Consider the following 17,736-nt stretch of genomic DNA (forward strand, 5'->3'; position numbering starts at 1 on the left):
CTTACTATTCTTTTATTGAGTAGTAAAGTTTAAAAGAAATCACACCGAAAATCATAGGAGTTATCCAGGGAGAAACAAAGGGAGGTAGAATTTTTGAATAGCCCATAAACATAAATAAAGAATATAAAAGCCAGTAAATTATAGTAATTACAATTCCTATACCAACAGTCACTGCTCCACCTGCGGTTGTTCCTTTTGTTTTTGAAAAAATAAAGCTGAACTTTTCATAAGCTCCAAGAGGAAGACAAATGCCAAGCACCATCATGAAAAAAGTAACCAGATTATAAGAAAGCCTCCCACTGATGTCCGTGTCAATCTTTGGATTACTCAATCCTGTTCTTTTTAACTCTTTTCTTTTCTGTAGAAGTTCCGAAATACCAAATTCTTCAATCTTTTTTATATCTTTAAATGCTACAGTAGTAATCTTAACATCCATTGGATATTGTAGTTGTTCAAATTTCTCTATTTTCCCATTTGCAAAGTCATAAATAACTACACCTTTCAATGCCCATTCCTTTTTATCAATATCAGCTTTTTCGCTTTCAATCATTTTTGTAACTGTGTCTTTGTCTATTACAAATATTTTTACTTTGTTGGCTTGTTTCTTTTCTTGAGAAAAAACACCAATCTTTACTATTTTCCCGTCTCTCGTTTTTAGAAAAACCTCCTTTAGCATGGTCCTTTTACCTTTTTCTGTTAAATCCTCAATCATAGAGTTTAGCCTTTTTGTAAACTCTGGTTGAATAAATTCTCCAAAAATAAAGCCTCCTATTGAAATTATAATTCCGATTACTAAAAAGGGTCTAAGAAGAACTCTAAGTCTACCGCCAGAAACTGATAAAATTAGAAACTCCCTCGTTCTCACTCCGATAGAGAAAACAAAGAGAGAACTTATCAAAGTAATAAATGGTATTAAATAAAAGAGAAATCTTGGTATGTTGTAAAGAACATACTGAAAGAAGAAAAATGCTGAGGGTTTATAAGGAATAAAGTCATCTATCTTTTCTACAAGACTAACCACTGCAAGAAGTATAGACATTGATAAAATTAGTAACAGGAATGTTTTCAAAAAGTCTTTAATATAAAATTTACAAACGGTGTTTATGTTCATTTAATGCCTTATCCTCTTGTAAAGAGCAAAAGTTAAGATGCCAACAATTATAACAGGTGCAAAGGAACCCATCTCTGCAGATATTCGCCCACTCTTTGCGAGATTTACACCGTATATCATTAGTACATAGTAGACAGCAAAAACAATCAACCCTGCGGTAATACCTCCAAGCCTTCCACTTCTGCCGATTAGCATGCAAAGGGCAGGTGCTAAATACACGCTTATTAGACAAAGAAATGGAAGGGAAAATCTCTTGTAAAGTTCAAGCTTATAATCAATTTTTCCTTCCTTTGATATTTTTGAGATGAGTTCAAATAAAGAAAGTTCGCTATTTTTTTTCGCTATAGGCTCTATATTGGGAGAAAGCCTGAAAATATACTCTTTAAAATTAACCTCATTAAGGGTTGCTCCTCTGCTAAAAAAAGCTTTACCATCAATTAGACTTAAGCTAATGTTGTCCTTTTCTTTGTTTATCTTACCCTCTCTTGCTATGATAATTTTCGTATCTTCGCTTCTTTCATCAAAAATAACAATTTCCTTTAAACGAAGACTATCGGGTTTTTCTTTAACAAAGATGGTTATTCCTTTAAATCCCTGATTAAAAACTCCCTCTTCAATCCCCATAGGGGCTCTTTCAGCTAAAATTGTAAGCACCTTCTCTCTAACAACACCTATACCTGTAGGAGCAAGATAAAAACTCATCACCATGCTCAATAAAAAAGCTGCTAAACCAACATAGATGGCTGGCTTAAATGTGCTTTTATAGGGCAATCCACTCACCATAAGGATTATCATTTCATTGTCTGTCTGGGCTCTACCGTAAGTTAAAAGCGTGGCTAAAAGTAGGGACATGGGGATGGTAAATATCAAAAGTTGTGGCTGAAGTAGGAGCACCAATAAAATTAGATTGAAAATATCTATACCAACAGAACTGAAGACTTTGCTTAATTTCATTAATTTTTCTATAACAAAAAGAGCATTCAAAAAAGCTAAAGAGATAATTAGATTTTGCATTAATTCTCGTAAGATTGCCCTGTAGATTAATAGCATTAAAAAATTCCCTTTTTGAGAATGTCGTGAATGTGGATAATCCCCCTTAAAACACCTTCTTTAGAAGGCACGACGAGGCTTGTTATTGAGTATTTTTGCATTATTGATAGTGCCACTGCAGCAAGTTCGTCTTCATCGATAGATTTAGGTGCAACAGTCATAATATCAGATGCTTTCATCTCAAAAAACTGCTTTCCCCACTTCTGCACTCCTCTTCTTACATCGCCATCTGTTATAATTCCGAGAATTTTCTCTCTTTCATCGACAACTACGGCAACACCAAGCCTCTTTGATGAAATCTCTAAAACTACATCAAGCATTAAATCATGGGGATATACAACAGGAAGCTCCTCTTCCCTGTGCATTAAATCTTTTACTTTTGTAAGCATTCTTCTTCCGAGTGAACCTCCGGGATGAAAAAAGGCAAAATCTTCTTTCTTAAAGCCATTTTTCATTATAAGAGCTACGGCAAGTGCATCTCCCATGGCAAGAGTTGCCGTTGTAGAGGCCGTAGGAATAAAGCCAAAGGGACAGGCTTCTTCTTTTACGGAAACATCAAGTACAGCATCAGCCTGCCTTGCCAATGTTGACTGAGGATTACCTGTAATTGCTATTAGTTTTACGTTGAAATATTTTAAAAAAGGAATAAGACGTAATACTTCATCTGTTTCACCACTATTTGAAATAGCTATAACCACATCTTCTTCTGTAACCATTCCAAGGTCTCCATGACTTGCCTCTGCTGGATGCATGAAAAACGAGGGTGTGCCTGTAGATGCGAGAGTTGCTGCAATCTTTCTTCCTATAAGTCCTGATTTTCCCATGCCAGTAACAACAACTCTTCCTTTGGATTTACTTATTATCTCTACAGCCTTTAGAAAATTCTCGTCGATTCTTTCTTTCAGTGTTTCAAGGGACTGGGCTTCGATTGTAAGAACTCTTCTGGCAGTCTCAATTAAATCCTCATTGTTTTGATTGTTGTTTGTAGAAATATTGGGCGTCATGAATTTTATTTTAAGTTACCGAATAGTTTAAATTCAAACAAACTCTATTTTTGAAGAATGAGAAACAAATCTCCCTCTATTATGCTCTCATCTATCCGATATTTATTCGTCAGCTTTTTTGCAATCTCCTCTAACTCTTCTTTAGCAAAATAAGAAACATTTATATCCCTCAACTTTGTCCTTTCATTCAGACAGGTAAAGATAAGTTTTTTTCAGTATGATTGAATAGGATTTCTACGCATTTTTTCATTGACTCTTTCAAATGCTGCACAGCTAAATTAAAAACTCCTATAGCAATGACATACTGAAAACTTCTCTCTAATGGCTCTGTTTCAATGTCCTGAACATAAAATTTTGCGTTGCTATGATTTTTTCTTGCCAACTCTATGAGAGAAGGATTAATATCTATTCCTGTGTATTGGCAATTGATACCTCTGTTTTTTAGAAAACTCAAAAAATCTCCTTTTCCACATCCAAAGTCAAGTATACTTAGAGGATTATGCTCTATGAATTTTAAGACCACCTCGTAACGAAGAATTTGCCCTTTCTTTGTCCATCCCACTGACTCAGGAGCGTCCTTAAAATGAATTAGTCTTTTTGTAAAAAAATCTATAATATACTCTTTCGAAAGCTCATCCATGCTGTTATGTTATACTAAAAAATGCAGATAATTCCAGCAATTGACTTAAAAGACGGCAAATGTGTAAGACTTCGTCAAGGCAAATTTAGCGAAATTACCGTTTATTACGATAATCCTGAAGAGGCAGCATTAAGATGGCAGAATGAGGGCGCAGAAGTTCTTCATGTAGTTGACCTTGATGGTGCAAAAGAAGGAAAAATCAATAATCTTCCCTCAATAAAAAAAATCCGGGAAGCTTTCAGAGGAGAAATAGAAGTTGGAGGAGGTATAAGAAGAATTGAAGATATTGAACTGCTCTTTTCTGCAGGAATTGACCGAGTTATTCTTGGCACAATTGCTGTTCAGTCACCTGAGTTTGTAAAAGAGGTTTGCAAAAAGTTCCCTGAAAGAATAATTGTAGGCATTGATGCTAAAGACGGGCTCGTAGCAGTAAAAGGATGGGTTGAGGTTACTGAAATAAGAGCAATAGAGCTTGCCTTAAAGATGCAGGAGCATGGTATCTGGGGAATAATTTACACTGACATCTCAAGAGATGGAATGCTTATAGGACCTAATATTGACGCAACAAAAGCCCTTGTTGAAGCAGTTAAAGTACCTGTAATAGCATCCGGAGGCGTTTCTTCTCTTGAGGACATAAAGAGACTTGCAGAAATTCCAAAACTTTGGGGCGTAATAACTGGAAAGGCAATCTATACAGGAGCAATAACACTAAAAAAAGCAATTGATGCTGTAAAAAAAGAGTAGAATAGAAATTACCTCACAGAAGAGATATTTCTAATGAGATTAGACGAAAACACACTGAAAACAATAAAAAAATTAGCCGAGCAATATTTTGGTAAATATTGCGAAGTTCGTATTTTTGGTTCAAGAGTTGATGATACTCAAAAAGGAGGAGACATTGATATTTACATAAAAACAGATTTAAATGTGGATATTCTTGAAAGAAAAGCCAGTTTTCTTGCTGAGCTAAAAATGACAATCGGTGACCAAAAAATAGACCTTCTTGTGGAACGTAATGATAATCCTGAAAAAAGCCCTATATATGAAACGGCAAGAACAACAGGAATAAAAATATGAACAAACAAAGAATTCTCTCATATATCTCAATATGTAACATCCATTCAGAAAGATTAAAAAGTTCTCTTAGAAACTTAGAAAAACTAATCCCTCTTTCAGTGTTACAATACAAATTGCTAAATGAACAGGAGCTTTCTTTTTTGGATCAAATGTCTTATCGTTTCGGTAAACTTCAAGATTTAAGCGGAAGATTATTAAGAGCAATCCTTTTAACTATTGAAGAGGATGTTTCTCATCTTCCTTTCATTGATATTTTAAATAAAGCTGAAAAACTTGGCATAATAGATAGTGCTCATGATTGGATTACTTTAAGGGAGTTAAGAAATCTTTTAACTCAAGAATACAGTGAAAAAATTGAGGAGATAGTGAATGGAATAAATAAATTATACGAAATTTCAAAAAGACTTTTAGATATTTATAAAGGAATAATACAATATATTAACAAAAGACAAATTTTGGAGTAAGCTATGCTTGCAAAACGTATAATTCCCTGCCTTGATGTGAAAGATGGGCGAGTTGTAAAGGGTGTTAATTTTCTAAATCTCAGGGACGCAGGAGACCCTGTTGAAAATGCCCTTTACTACGATGAAGAAGAGGCAGATGAGCTTGTTTTTCTTGATGTTACAGCGTCCCATGAAAAAAGAAAAATAATCATTGATGTTGTTGAAAGAACAGCCTCTGTTGTGTTCATGCCTCTTACTGTAGGTGGTGGCATAAAGACCCTTGATGATATAAGGGATTTGCTTAATGCAGGTGCAGACAAAGTATCAATAAACACAACAGCAGTAAAAGACCCCTATTTCATTCAAAAAGCATCAACGCGCTTTGGTTCTCAGTGCATAGTGATTGCCATAGATGCAAAAAGAGTTGACAAAGCCTTTAATCCAAAAGCCTATCCCCCAGAGACATGGTTTGGTGACAGCGAGCTTAGTGACGTGCTTTACAGAGAAAACTCCCGTTTTGTTCTTTCCACCCATGGCGGAAGATTAATGAGACCCATTGATGCAATCGCCTGGGCAAAGAAGATGGAAGAATTCGGAGCAGGAGAGATTCTGCTTACAAGTATGGATAGAGATGGCACTAAAGAAGGCTACGACATAGAACTAACAAGGGCGATTTCAGAGGCAGTGAGTATTCCTGTTATTGCCTCAGGCGGTGCAGGCACACTTGAACATCTTTATGAAGCTTTTGCCTTTGCAAAGGCAGATGCAGCACTTGCAGCATCCATATTTCATTTCAGAGAGTATTCAGTAAGGGAGGCAAAAGAGTTCTTGAGGCAGAAAGGAATATCTGTGAGGCTTTAAACTTCCTCTGAGTAGAGAGGCAGATAAATTCTAAATGTTGTACCTATATTAGTCTCACTGTCTAATTCAATAAATCCTCCATGGTCAAGAATAATTCTGTATGTTATAGGAAGACCAAGTCCCGTTCCTTTTGCACCCTTTGTAGTAAAGAAAGGCTCAAAAACTCTCTCTTTTGTCTCTTTATCCATGCCAATTCCTGTGTCTTTGATAACTATCAAGGCATAACTTTTATCAGAAATATTGGTCATTTCTGTTTTTATTGTAAGAGTTCCTCCTTCGGGCATAGCCTCTTTAGCATTTGCTAAAATGTTGATTATCGCCTCAGAGAATGCCTCAGTGTCTATACCCGCTATTAATGCTCCTTCATATAGAACAAACTCTGTTTTAATCTCGTCTCCCATAAATGATTCAATTTTGCTTTTCATAGTAGAAAGTAGAGAATTTAAATCGGTTTTCTTTATTTCGTATTTTCTTTCTGCAGTGAGCGTTAAAATCTCTTTTGTTAGATAAATAGCCTTTTTTGAGGCATTAATTATCTGGTCAACCGAGTTTATAGCAAAGCTATCAGTAATTTTATTTCTTGCAAGAATTGCAAAACCCTGAATTGCGTTTATTAAATCCTTAAATCGATGAACCGCTTCGTGAAGAGAACGTTTTACCGCCTCGAACTGACCTGCTTTTGTTAATTTTTGTTCGAGTTCTCTTTTTTCTATGAGTTGATAAGATGCATCAACTATTGCACGGCTTAGAATACCTATCTCATCTTTCCTGTTAGCGTAATTTTCAAGATTAATCGGTTTTGTTCCTAAATTTTTAATTTCCTCTGACATCTCTATCATTGGGTAGGTATAGTTTTTAGTTAGATAAATAAGAATTAAAAAGGCAATAAATAGAGAAAGCAGTATCTGATAGAATGAGTATAAATTTAAACTTGCTATAACAGATGAATGAGGTATTAATACAACAAGAGACATTTCACGACTTCCTAAATACCACTTGTTAACGTTTAGAAACCACTTTTTCCCTTTAAATTCAAAAATTTTTAATTTTCTATCCTTTTCTATAGCATACAGAGCACTGTAAAGATGAGGGAACTCTCTTTCATTAACTTCGTATATTCTGCCTTTTTCCGGAAAGATATTGTTTACAAAAGCTACAATATGCTTACCATTTGAAAGAAGATAAAGTTCTGAACCTGTAATAAGTTTTTTACTTGTTTCATTTAGAAAAAGGGAAAAATCCTTTATCATCACATCAACTCCTATTACCTCTCCGTTCTTTGAACAAAGAAGCATAGAAGCTGTTATACCGGGGTCTTTAGTGGTTCTGAAGATATATTCTCTACTCCATTGTATTCCATCAGAATTCAATGCCTGTCCATACCATGTGGTACTTCTCGGGTCATAATCATCCGCTTTTATCTCAGTGTTAATAATTTTTCCTTCTCTGTTTAAGCTATGCCAGTAAACATAGCCTTTTTTATCTACTCTTTTAATTCTATTAAGCCATCTGTCGCCATCGTGCAAGATTAGATAGCCATTGCCTCTTCCATCTCCATAATTTATAGAGGTCACATAGGTAAACTTCTGCATGAAATGAATTAAGAAGTTGTTTGTTTTCTCCACTTCGTTGAAATTTATTATTCCGCAGCATACAAGTCCTTGCATATTATAAAGAAAGGTCTCAATGGTTGTAGTAAATTTATCTGTATTTAGTTTTAAGTTTTCAGCAATATTATTTATGTTTTCAGCTATGTTTTTTTTGTAAAGATGATAGGAAAAAATGTAGTTACTTATTGAAGTTCCAGCAATGAGAAGTACTATTACAATTACAAAAAGCCATTTAATGCTAATTTCTATTCTTTTCATTTTGATTTAAAAAATTAATAAAGCTTTTTTACGACTTCCCGAATCTCAAGAAGCGTCTCAAGAAGAGTCTTGAACTCATTGAGGGGGAGCATATTAGGTCCGTCACATAAGGCATTGTCTGGCTTTGGATGGACTTCAAAGAAAAGTCCGTCTACTCCGCAGGCAACAGCAGCCCTTGCAAGATAGGGGATAAACTCTCTCTGACCAGAAGAGCAAACACCTGCTGCCCCTGGAAGTTGAACAGAGTGGGTAGCATCGAATATGACAGGCACACCCATTGAGCGAATAATAGGAAAGCTCCTGAAGTCAACGACAAGATTATTGTAACCGAAGGTTGTTCCCCTCTCCGTTATGGCAAGGGTTTTATTGCCAGTGGAGTAAAATTTTTCAATTATGTTTTTCACATCCCATGGAGCAATGAATTGCCCCTTTTTAATGTTAACAGGCTTACCGCTTCTTCCTGCCTCAACAATTAAGTCTGTCTGTCTACACAGAAAAGCGGGAATTTGAATTACATCAACAACTTCACTAACAATGGCAATCTCCTCTACCGAATGAGCATCCGTTAAAACAGGTATACTGAAATTATCCTTAACCTTTTTTAGTATCCTAAGCCCCTCCCTTATACCAGGTCCTCTGAAAGAGCTTATGGAAGAACGGTTTGCTTTATCATAGGATGATTTAAAAATAAAAGGAACATTTAGGTTACTTGTGATTTCTTTTAAGGTCTCCGCAGTTTTTAATACTATATCCTCGCTTTCAATAACGCAAGGACCTGCTATTATGGAAAACTTAGAAAAAATCATTTCTTCTGCTGTAGTTCAAAGGCTTTCTTAGCAGCCTCAGCGGCTTTCTTTGCCTCTTCAGCAGCCTGTCTTGCTTCCTCTGCAGCCCTCTTTGCTTCGTCAATATCCTGCTTTTCAGCTTTTTTCTCTACTTGTTGTATTTTCTTTGAGCTCACAGGTAAGGTTGCTATTCTGTAATCCTTTGTATCTTCAGAAGGACTACCCCAGTCAGAGGTTATAATAATGCCTCCATAGTTTCTATCGGCAATCCACAATTTACCCTCAATCCAGACCATACCAGTAGGCTGTGAAAGATACCTTGAAGGAGGAATCTCTTCTGTAACTTTTCCTGTCTTAGGAGAAAGTTTTACAATCCTTATGTTATCGGAAGAATACGAAGGAGAGTCTAAATCTTTTAGGCCAGCTATATAAAGCTGTTTTCCATCCCAGGCAAGAGCAGTAGGAGTTTTAACGGGAGATTGAAACTGCTCTAAGATAGAACCATCTTCTAAAGATATTCTGAATATTTTCTCTCTTTTTGAGTCTGCTATCCATAGAGTTTCTCCGTCAAAAGTCATGTCATCAACAAAGAACTTTGAATATGCTATTTTTCTAATAACTTCTCCCTGAGGAGTAATCTGCATAAGCCTTCTGTTTGAGTTGTCAGCAATCCAGATGTATCCTCCATTGCTTGAAGTTTTCTGCCAAGCAATGCCCGAGATATAAGAAGGCTTTTCTTGCGAAGAAACAGTTATTGGCTGTCTATTGAGAAAATAATGGCCTTCATATTTGTATATAGACCCTGCCGTAGCGGTATCTATGTTGTCAATAAAAACTATTAAACCGTCCTTTGCAATTAAAAGATTTTTACCATCCCATGTGATTGCAGAAGGACCTGTAGGTAAGTTTTCATTGCTTCCTGTTATATCCATTTTCACCTGTTCTGTGCAGGCACATAGAAAGCATAGGATAAATCCTATGAAAAGACCAAGATACCTTCTCCCCCTCACTAAAGAGCTTCTAAAATATGCGAACATATTCCCTCCTTATTCTACGAAGTTATTTCAATTATACAACGTTTTATCACTGTAAGCAACCTTTCCAGATTTTCTTCAGAAATTATAAGAGGAGGCATCACCACAATCACATCCCCGAGGGGTCTAAGCCATACCCCATATTTTCTTGCTGCCTTAACAACTTTCCATCCCATTTGCATTGGGTAGGGAAAAGGTTGCCCCGTTTTCTTATTCTCCACAATTTCAATTCCTCCAATCATTCCCTTTTGCCTTACATCGCCAACATGCTTGAGTTGAGAAATCTCCCGAAAAATTTCAGCCATTAAATTAATTTTTGCCGGAAGCTTGCGAAGAGTATCATCTTTCTTAAAAACTTCCAAAGATGCGATAGCCGCAGCACATCCAAGAGGATTTCCCGTATAGGAATGGCCATGATAGAAAGTTTTTCTCTCTTCAATCTCACCCAAAAAGGCATTAAATATTCTCTCGTTTACAACAGTGACAGCAAGAGGCAGGTAACCATTTGTTAATCCTTTGCTAAGACATATGATATCTGGAGTTACTTGTTCGTGTTCACAGGCAAACATTTTTCCTGTTCTTCCAAAACCTGTGGCAACCTCATCGGCAATAAAAATTAGGTTATATTCATTGCATAGCTTTCTAAGACCTTTCAAGTATCCCTCTGGCCAGACGATAATACCGCCTGCACACTGAACAAGAGGTTCAACAACAACGGCAATTATTCTTTCATGGTTTTCCTTTAAAATTTTCTCCATTTCACTAAGACAAGCTATCCCACAGGAGGGATATTTAAGATTAAGTTCACATCTGTAACAGTAGGGAGCAGGAGACTGAATGGATTTATTTAAAAGAGGCTTATAAACTTCATGAAAAAGCTCTACTCCACCGACACTTACAGCTCCAATTGTATCGCCATGATACCCTTCTTTGAGACTAACGAAAGTATCTTTTTCATTTATTCCCTTATTGACCCAGTATTGATAAGCAATTTTCATGGCAATTTCTACAGCAGTTGAACCATTGTCCGAATAAAATATTTTTGTAAGGTGTTCTCCCCAGGGAAGTTTTTCAATAAGAAGTTCAGCAAGTTCTTTTGCAAGAATTATACTGGGCTCATTGCAAGCTCCCAAAAGAGTGGAGTGAGCGAGTTTCTCCAATTGAAGCTTTACTGCTTCATCTATCTCGGCTCTTCTGTGTCCGTGAATATTCACCCAAAGAGAGGAAACTCCGTCGAGATACCAATTTCCCTCAGTATCTTTTAAAAAACAATCTCTACCTTCTACAAAAATCGTAGGTTCTTCTTTTAACCACTCCTTCATTTGAGTGAATGGATGCCATATATATTTTTTATCCCATTCTACAAGTTTTTCTCTTTCCATTTTACTCCTTCCCGATTAAGGTTATAATAATTTATTATAGCCTATAAACGTATGGGTAATTTTTATATCCAAAAACTTAAAACATTATGAACACAAAGAAAAAAATAGTTATTTTTTTGTCACTTTTTATCATCATACTGCTCGCAGTAATTCTTTTTGCCAATGAATATATTATCGATAATTTTATCAGAGATAGAATTGAGAAGAAATTAGGTCCTTCTGTCAAGATAGGAAAACTGTTCTTATGTGTCGATTCATTATGCGCTGAGAATGTCAAGATATACAGTATGGAAGGAGACAACTTTCTGGATGTTTCTGTTATTAAAATTAAACCATATCTACTGTCTCTACTTAAGGGTAATTTTCAAATCAAAGAGATATCATTTAAAAATCCTAAATTAACCCTCAAAAGAGACCGAAACAAAAGATGGCATATTGCTAAATTAAAAGGAGATGAAACCAAGTCTCCGTCATATCTACCCGTAGAGACTCTCAGAATAACAGAAGGCGAAATAGAAATTATAGATGAATTAAAGGGTGCTAAGACAAAATTCAATAGCTTAGAACTCGAACTTAACAACGACCTTGAAAACAAAAATCTCTCAATTAAAGCCAATGCAAAGGTAGAAAAAGGCGGTAGCATTGAGTTTAACTCTAAAGGAAACTACATTGCCGAATATTTTGAGGGCACTCTAAAAGTAACTGAATTACCAATTAAGACAGTCATGCCGTATATAAATACAGATTTAAAGATAAGCAGTGGGACAATGAGTTTCCAATCGAATTTTACGATTAAAAATGGCTATATTAATGCTCCCTCTTTTTTAAAGGCAAGGAATGTTGAGATAGCTTCAAAAGGTTTTTTTATGGGCATTGCTGGTTCAGTTCTAATAAAAATACTTCAAAAAAATAATGAAGTGACAGTCAATTTTAACATATGGGGCAGATGGGACAATCTTCACTCAGACTTTAAAGATTCTCTGAAGAAAAAAATATCTGAAGAGACCGAGCGAAGTATATCCTCACCAATCAAAAGCATAATAAGTCCTTTGAAGGGTATTATAAAAAAATAAACTATTTTTACCTCTTTTTCAGTTTAAGCGTCTCTTTTATCATGAGCAAAAACTTAACATAATCAAAGGCAAAATTCAAAAGCTCTGCCTCGTCATTTTTAATTTTATTAAGTCGCTCTTCTTCCACATCAAAGACTTCAAGAAATTTACTTTCAAAAATAAATCTTCTAAATGCATCGACATCGTAGCATGCCGTATAGAAAGCTTTTTGCTTTTTATCGTCAAGCTTTTCTGCTTTAAGATTTCTTGTAAAGAAAAGTTCACGCCATCCTCTATTCATATCGTCATAAAGGTCAACGCCCTGGTCTTTTCTCCATCCCTCCACAGTCCATTCCTTTTCTTCCTGAAAACCCTTACAATGAGGCTCTCTTACAAAAAAGTAATGTTCTTCAGAAATGCCATCGGTAAGGTCAAATTTCTTAAGCGATGCCTGACCAATTGGATAATATCTGCATGTGGCAGGCCTGTCTTCATATACCGAACATCCTGCATCAACAAGGAAAGGGCAAGTTTTCTGTTCATCTTCATTTTTATTAAGAAAAACAAAAGGATAGCCACTTTTTGGCTCAACAAAAACATAAGTATATTTCATCAAAAACTCACCCGAAGATATACCAAATCTGTTTTTAAGTCTTAAGATGTCATAAGGAGTAAGCATTATATCTATGTTTTTACAGCAGCTTTTATAACAAGATATTCCAGGATAGCAGCGAAACTTAAAAGTTGATTCAAGCGTTAGCTCCTCAGGAGCAATTGCATTAATGTTTAACATTATTCCTCCTCTTTAATTATTTTCATGTATACTTTTCTTGTTCTTGGCCCATCGAATTCGCAGAAAAAAATACTCTGCCACTGACCCAATATAAGCCTTCCGCTTTCAATAAAAATTGTTACGGAAGAACCTACTAATGTTGCCTTTATATGGCTGTCTGTGTTTCCCTCCATATGAGCATAACCTGCTCCTTGAGGCGCTATTTTTCTTAAAGCATTAATAATATCTTTCTTTACTGAAGGGTCTGCACCCTCGTTTATTGTTATTCCTGCAGTAGTGTGGGGAACATAAAGATAACATATACCCGCTTTAATTCCCGAGTCCTTAACCACTCTTTCAACTTCCACTCTTATATCAACAAACTCTTCTCTTACAGAGGTCTTCACTGTAAGGGTCTTTATCATATGATGAGCCTCCCGATTCTGTTCACCGCTTCCCGAATTCTCTCTTTTGGCTGAGTAAGGGCGAATCTAATGTATCCTTCTCCGTATTCTCCAAAACCAACACCTGGCGTACATAACACCTCTGCCTCTTTAAGAAGCCTTCCTACAAACTCTATGGAATTTGTTCCACGTGGAACTTTTACCCATAGATAAAATGTAGCATTAGGCTTCCTGAGGTCAAAACCCTTTGATTTAAGACCTTCATATAGTATGTCCCTTCTTTCCTTATAGATATCTCTGATTTCTTTGAGAATTTGGTCATCCGTGTCAAGAGCCACTATACTTGCCTCTTGAATGGCTTGAAAAACTCCCGAATCAAGATTTGTCTTTACTTTGCCAAGTCCAGCAATTATATCCCTGTTACCAACTGCATAACCTATGCGCCATCCTGTCATGTTATAAGTTTTAGAGAGAGAGTGAAATTCAATGCCCACTTCTTTTGCTCCTTCAATCTCCAAAAAGCTTACGGGTCTTTCTTCATAATAAACCTCTGAATAGGCAGCATCGTGACATACAATAATGTTATATTTTCTGGCAAAATATATAACTTCTTTGTAAAAATCAATAGTCGCTCCTGCGGAGGTAGGATTGTTAGGATAGTTTATAAACATTAATTTTGCCCTTGAACATACATCTTCAGGAATAGCCTTAAGGTCAGGAAGAAAATTATTTTCCTCCCTTAGTGGCATAAAATAAGGAATTCCTCCAGCAAACTTTGTGCCTACGGGATAAACAGGATAGCCAGGAGAAGGCACTAAAACTACGTCTCCAGGGTCAATAAAAGCTAAAGGTATGTGTCCTATGCCTTCCTTAGAACCAATTAAAGATAGAACTTCCTTTTCAGGGTCAAGCTCTACATTAAATCTTCTTTTATACCATCTCGAAACTGCCTGCCTGTAACTAAACATGCCCTCATAGCTTGGATAACGATGATGTTCAGGATTCTCCACTGCCTTTTTCATTGCCTCAACAATATGCTTCGGCGTTGGAATATCTGGATCGCCAATACTTAAGTCAATTAAATCTGCGCCCTTTGCAAGGGCTTCTCTTTTCATCTGGTCAATTGCAGCAAAAAGATAGGGAGGAAGCGTCCTAATCCTCTCGGCATACTGAATTTGCATCTTATTGCCTCCTTAAAGATACACTAAATTTATGAGAGTTTTTATTTTATTCTATCCTGTTAGTTTACTAAATTTCTGAAGATATTTCCAAACGCAAATCTTCTTTCTTATTCTATGTGAAAATTTGCTATCTATGAACTCACAGCGAATACAAAACATGCCCTTGCTTTGATTTAAAGTTGAAAAATCAATTAATCTATTTGAGACACATTCAATTAGAACCGCAGCATATGGAAAATAAGTAAAAAAAATGATATAATTTTTCACAAATTGAATAGGGGAAAACATGAGAATAATAATAGTTGGCGCTGGAGAAGTAGGATATCAAATTGCAAAATTTCTCACCTATGAAGGAGCGGATGTTGTAATCATCGACAGAGATGGAGCTAAATTAAGAAGAATATCCGAAGAGCTCGATATTGCCACAATTGAAGCGGAAGGAAGTGACCCATCCGCTTTCAAAGAGGCAGGAGCAGACAAAGCAGACCTCCTTCTTGCCGTGACAAATAGTGATGAGACAAACATGATTGCCTGTCTTCTTGGCAAGGCAATGTTTAATATAAAACGTAAAATAGCAAGGATTAGAAATCCTGACTATTTCTTTAACAAGGAACTTCTCGGAAAATCAAATCTTGACATTGACCCAGCCATTAATCCTGAGCTTGAAGCAGCGGAGGCAGTTGCAAGACTGATTGAAAATCCTTTTGCCAGTGAGGTAATAGGTTTTGAGCAGGGTAAGATTTTGGTAATCGGGTTTAAAATTCCAAAGGACAGTCCAGTAAATGGTAAAAAACTTAAGTCTGTAAGGTCCTTGATAAATCAAGAATTTATTATAGGAGTTATTGAAAGAGATGAAAACGTTATAGTTCCCTCGGGAGATGATATTATTCAGGAAGGTGATATTGTTTACATGCCCATTCCAAGAGAAAAAATACAGGAGGTTGCCCAGAGTCTCGGAGTAGTAGCAACACCCTCAAAAAAAATAATGATACTTGGAGGAGGAAGAATAGGCTATTATATAGCCAATAAAATGGAAAATAAAGCTGATATCAAGATAATAGAGAAAGACTCGGAAAGATGCAAATTCTTAAGCAAGCATCTTGGTAAAACTCTAATTCTCCACGGTGATGGAGCAGACAAGCAGATTCTTTTGGAAGAAAACATACAGAATACAGACACTTATATTGCCTGTTCAAACAATGATGAATTAAACATAATGGCATCTCTGCTGGCCAAAAAACTCGGCGCTAAAAAAGTCATATCTCTTGTAAACAGAACAGACTATGTCCCCCTTGCTCATAATCTGGGAATACAGTCTGTTTTAAGTCCCAGACTTATAACAGCCAGCATTATCCTAAGATATCTAAGGCGTGGAGAGGTAATATCCCTGACAGCAATAGCAGAAAATAAAGCAGAAATAATGGAAATTGAAGTTTCTAATAAATCTTCTCTCGTTGGTAGGACTCTGAAAGAAGGTATTTTCCCTAAAAATTCAATACTTGGCGCTATAATAAGAGATGACAGGATAATAATCCCATCTGGCGATGATTTAATAAGAGAGAGAGACAAACTCATAATCTTCGCCCTCAAAGATTCGATAAAGGAAGTGGAAAAGCTCCTCACATGAACTTCAAAACAGTTTTCAATATTGTTGGTATCATCCTCATAATTCTATCTATTTTTATGCTTGTTCCCGTCGGAGTGTCAGTATTAAACAATTCCTCTGATATTTTAGCCCTGAGCATTTCCTTTCTGGTCACATTATTTTCCGGTTCAGTCATGCTTGCTCTCACAAAGCAATACAAACACGTTGACCTCATGTACAGAGAGTCTTTCATGGCTGTCACACTATCATGGATTAGTGTTACTTTTTTTGGTGCTTTACCATACATCTTTACAGGCACAGTGTCTTCCCTTACTGATGCTTTTTTTGAGGCAATGTCTGGATTTACAACAACTGGTGCAAGTATTTTTGCAGATGTGGAGAGTTTACCGGCAGGACTTCTTTTTTGGAGATGCATGACTCAGTGGATTGGCGGCATGGGAATTATTGTCTTTGCCTTAGCTGTTCTCCCAATTATTGGAACTGGCGGCATGCAGCTGTTTAAAGCAGAAGTCCCTGAAATCAGTGTAGATAAACTAAGACCAAGGATTATAGATACAGCAAAGGCATTGTGGTTAATTTACACTGGGATAACAGTAATAATAGTAATTCTGTATTTCATAGCTGGCATGGATTTATATGATGCCGTATGCCATGCCTTTACAACCATTTCAACGGGTGGATTTTCCACAAAGAATGCAAGCATAGGACATTATAACAGTCCCCTCATTGATTATGTTGTGAGTTTTGGAATGTTTCTTGGAGGAGTAAATTTTGCCCTTTACTTTTACTTCATGAGAGGTGATTTCGGGGTATTTCTCAGAAATGCGGAATTTAAGTTTTATCTCTCTGTTATCCTCGTCACCGTAGCTTTGCTTACATTAAATCTTTTGATTTACTCTTACAATTCAGTCTCTGAATCGCTCAGATTCGCTGTTTTTCAAATTGTCTCTATAATGACCACTACGGGATATGCCACAGCCGATTATCTTAAATGGAGTTCTTTCTGCCAGCTCATATTACTGATAATCATGTTTTTTGGAGGAATGATAGGCTCTACTGCTGGTGGACTTAAACAAGTTAGAGTTTATCTCATGATAAAGCAGATATTCCGAGAGTTTTATCAGCTTATTCATCCCAGGGCTGTGCTTGCTTTGAAACTTGATGATAAGTTTCTCACAAAGGAAACTCTTGGAAGTATCTGGGGTTTTGTATTTCTTGCCCTTTTTCTATGTGCCATTGCAAGCATTGCAATGACAGCCACAGGGCTTGATATACTCACCTCTGTTTCAACGGTCGTATCAGCCATGAACAACGTTGGGCCTGCTCTCGGTGAGGCTGGACCAGCCGGGAATTATTCCTCTATTCCCCTTTTTGGCAAATGGATATTAATATTCTGCATGCTCGCAGGAAGGCTTGAGTATTATACGGTTCTTATTCTGCTTACTCCTGCTTTCTGGAAGCGATAG

At 36.4% G+C, this 17,736-nt stretch carries 18 protein-coding genes; 7 read left to right on the forward strand and 11 right to left on the reverse strand.

The window, feature by feature from the left end; all coding sequences use genetic code 11:
* Positions 1 to 4 precede the first annotated feature (4 nt).
* The 4 genes from ACZ430_RS06645 to ACZ430_RS06660 all read right to left on the reverse strand — a co-directional run bounded on the left by ACZ430_RS06645 (position 5) and on the right by ACZ430_RS06660 (position 3,805).
* Positions 5 to 1,111, reverse strand: a complete 1,107-nt coding sequence (locus tag ACZ430_RS06645) for an LptF/LptG family permease (RefSeq protein WP_297209777.1) — start codon at positions 1,109 to 1,111, stop codon at positions 5 to 7.
* Entirely contained in the window at positions 1,112 to 2,161 is a 1,050-nt protein-coding gene (locus tag ACZ430_RS06650; RefSeq protein ID WP_464910448.1) for an LptF/LptG family permease, read from the reverse strand.
* Positions 2,161 to 3,165, reverse strand: a complete 1,005-nt coding sequence (locus ACZ430_RS06655; RefSeq protein WP_297209773.1) for a KpsF/GutQ family sugar-phosphate isomerase — start codon at positions 3,163 to 3,165, stop codon at positions 2,161 to 2,163. Before ACZ430_RS06655 ends, ACZ430_RS06650 begins: the two co-directional genes overlap by 1 nt.
* A 187-nt stretch (positions 3,166 to 3,352) precedes the next feature.
* Complete coding sequence (locus ACZ430_RS06660) at positions 3,353 to 3,805, reverse strand: class I SAM-dependent methyltransferase (protein WP_297209770.1); 453 nt, start codon at positions 3,803 to 3,805, stop codon at positions 3,353 to 3,355.
* Between the two features lie 21 nt (positions 3,806 to 3,826).
* On the opposite strand from ACZ430_RS06660, the gene hisA reads away from it, so the two are divergent.
* The 4 genes from hisA to hisF are packed head-to-tail and all read left to right on the forward strand — an operon-like array spanning position 3,827 to position 6,186.
* Positions 3,827 to 4,549: a 1-(5-phosphoribosyl)-5-[(5-phosphoribosylamino)methylideneamino]imidazole-4-carboxamide isomerase gene (gene hisA, locus ACZ430_RS06665; protein WP_297209767.1), complete on the forward strand. Its 723-nt coding sequence runs from the start codon at positions 3,827 to 3,829 to the stop codon at positions 4,547 to 4,549.
* A 33-nt stretch (positions 4,550 to 4,582) separates the two neighbouring features.
* On the forward strand, positions 4,583 to 4,882 hold the full coding sequence (locus tag ACZ430_RS06670; protein WP_297209764.1) for a nucleotidyltransferase domain-containing protein: 300 nt from the start codon (positions 4,583 to 4,585) through the stop codon (positions 4,880 to 4,882).
* Positions 4,879 to 5,346 carry a hypothetical protein gene (locus ACZ430_RS06675; protein ID WP_297209762.1) on the forward strand — a complete coding sequence of 156 codons (468 nt, stop codon included), beginning with the start codon at positions 4,879 to 4,881 and terminating at the stop codon, positions 5,344 to 5,346. The genes ACZ430_RS06670 and ACZ430_RS06675 overlap by 4 nt, the downstream gene beginning before the upstream one ends.
* Positions 5,347 to 5,349: 3 nt before the next feature.
* A complete protein-coding gene (gene hisF, locus ACZ430_RS06680) occupies positions 5,350 to 6,186 on the forward strand; it encodes an imidazole glycerol phosphate synthase subunit HisF (protein ID WP_297209759.1) in 837 nt (278 codons plus the stop codon).
* Here hisF and ACZ430_RS06685 read toward each other — a convergent pair.
* Genes ACZ430_RS06685 through bioA form a run of 4 tightly spaced genes read right to left on the reverse strand, consistent with a single transcriptional unit; the run spans position 6,183 to position 11,255 of the window.
* The gene (locus ACZ430_RS06685) at positions 6,183 to 8,054 is read right to left on the reverse strand and encodes an ATP-binding protein (protein ID WP_297209756.1); all 1,872 of its coding nucleotides are present in this window, start codon (positions 8,052 to 8,054) and stop codon (positions 6,183 to 6,185) included. The two genes, hisF and ACZ430_RS06685, sit on opposite strands and share 4 nt — an antisense overlap.
* Positions 8,055 to 8,068: 14 nt before the next feature.
* Entirely contained in the window at positions 8,069 to 8,860 is a 792-nt protein-coding gene (gene kdsA / locus ACZ430_RS06690; protein WP_297209754.1) for a 3-deoxy-8-phosphooctulonate synthase, read from the reverse strand.
* A complete protein-coding gene (locus tag ACZ430_RS06695) occupies positions 8,857 to 9,876 on the reverse strand; it encodes an NHL repeat-containing protein (protein WP_297209751.1) in 1,020 nt (339 codons plus the stop codon). The genes kdsA and ACZ430_RS06695 overlap by 4 nt, the downstream gene beginning before the upstream one ends.
* 14 nt (positions 9,877 to 9,890) lie before the next feature.
* On the reverse strand, positions 9,891 to 11,255 hold the full coding sequence (gene bioA / locus ACZ430_RS06700) for an adenosylmethionine--8-amino-7-oxononanoate transaminase (protein WP_464910449.1): 1,365 nt from the start codon (positions 11,253 to 11,255) through the stop codon (positions 9,891 to 9,893).
* An 86-nt stretch (positions 11,256 to 11,341) separates the two neighbouring features.
* Between bioA and ACZ430_RS06705 the strand changes: the two genes are divergently transcribed.
* Positions 11,342 to 12,328 (forward strand): DUF748 domain-containing protein, encoded by a 987-nt coding sequence (locus ACZ430_RS06705; protein ID WP_297209745.1) that lies wholly within the window; start codon positions 11,342 to 11,344, stop codon positions 12,326 to 12,328.
* Between the two features lie 7 nt (positions 12,329 to 12,335).
* Here ACZ430_RS06705 and ACZ430_RS06710 read toward each other — a convergent pair whose 3' ends face one another.
* From ACZ430_RS06710 to ACZ430_RS06720, 3 genes are read right to left on the reverse strand one after another with little or no spacing between them, the layout of a single operon-like run.
* A complete protein-coding gene (locus ACZ430_RS06710; protein WP_297209741.1) occupies positions 12,336 to 13,100 on the reverse strand; it encodes a YkgJ family cysteine cluster protein in 765 nt (254 codons plus the stop codon).
* The gene (locus ACZ430_RS06715) at positions 13,100 to 13,504 is read right to left on the reverse strand and encodes a secondary thiamine-phosphate synthase enzyme YjbQ (protein ID WP_297209738.1); all 405 of its coding nucleotides are present in this window, start codon (positions 13,502 to 13,504) and stop codon (positions 13,100 to 13,102) included. Before ACZ430_RS06715 ends, ACZ430_RS06710 begins: the two co-directional genes overlap by 1 nt.
* On the reverse strand, positions 13,501 to 14,664 hold the full coding sequence (locus tag ACZ430_RS06720) for an LL-diaminopimelate aminotransferase (protein ID WP_297209735.1): 1,164 nt from the start codon (positions 14,662 to 14,664) through the stop codon (positions 13,501 to 13,503). Before ACZ430_RS06720 ends, ACZ430_RS06715 begins: the two co-directional genes overlap by 4 nt.
* Positions 14,665 to 14,950: 286 nt before the next feature.
* On the opposite strand from ACZ430_RS06720, the gene trkA reads away from it, so the two are divergent.
* A complete protein-coding gene (gene trkA, locus ACZ430_RS06725; RefSeq protein WP_297209732.1) occupies positions 14,951 to 16,291 on the forward strand; it encodes a Trk system potassium transporter TrkA in 1,341 nt (446 codons plus the stop codon).
* Positions 16,288 to 17,736 (forward strand): TrkH family potassium uptake protein, encoded by a 1,449-nt coding sequence (locus ACZ430_RS06730; protein ID WP_297209729.1) that lies wholly within the window; start codon positions 16,288 to 16,290, stop codon positions 17,734 to 17,736. Before trkA ends, ACZ430_RS06730 begins: the two co-directional genes overlap by 4 nt.

The sequence above is a fragment of the Thermodesulfovibrio sp. TK500a genome, assembly GCF_055381765.1.